Source organism: Seonamhaeicola marinus (assembly GCF_008085455.1).
The window spans coordinates 1-527 of the sequence record NZ_VSDQ01000699.1 but is presented as its reverse complement, the minus strand read 5'-3'; the positions used below and the strand labels follow the sequence as shown (position 1 = coordinate 527).

At 31.5% G+C, this 527-nt stretch carries 2 protein-coding genes; both read left to right on the top strand.

The window, feature by feature from the left end; all coding sequences use genetic code 11:
- Window positions 1-305 (top strand): hypothetical protein (locus FUA24_RS17215; protein WP_148544323.1); only part of this gene is annotated, 305 nt, incomplete at its 5' end.
- Between the two features lie 30 nt (window positions 306-335).
- Window positions 336-527: RNA polymerase sigma factor (locus FUA24_RS17210; RefSeq protein ID WP_317131963.1), on the top strand; the 192-nt coding region annotated here is incomplete at its 3' end.

Sequence of the window (527 nt, the reverse complement as noted above, 5' to 3'; positions counted from 1 at the left end):
TAGATATACCTGATGAGTTTGTTCTAGGCGAAACATACCCTATTACAATTTCATATTACAAACCCACTACATGCTACGCATTTAACGATTTTTATTATTTAAAAGAACTTAATGAACGTACTGTTGCGCCTATAAACTATGTGTTTGAGCGTAACAACTGCGAACCATTAGAAAACGAACTTGTTGAAGCCACCTTTAATTTTATTGTAACAAGCAATGGCTCATACATTTTTAAGTTTTGGCAAGGTGAAGATGATAACGGTGAAAGCCAATACTTAACCATAGAAGTACCTGTTGTAGAATAAAAATAAGTACTAACTAATACGTGTTTAAAATTGAGTTTAAACCAACTCATAGAAAATTGTAAACGCAATGATACTAAAGCACAAGGAGAATTATACAAACTTTTTGCAAGTAAGTTATTCTCTTTGTGCTTAAAGTATTCACGTAACCATGCCGAAGCTGAAGATAATTTACAAGATGCGTTTCTAACAATTTTTAATAAAATAGAACAATACAAAGGCAAA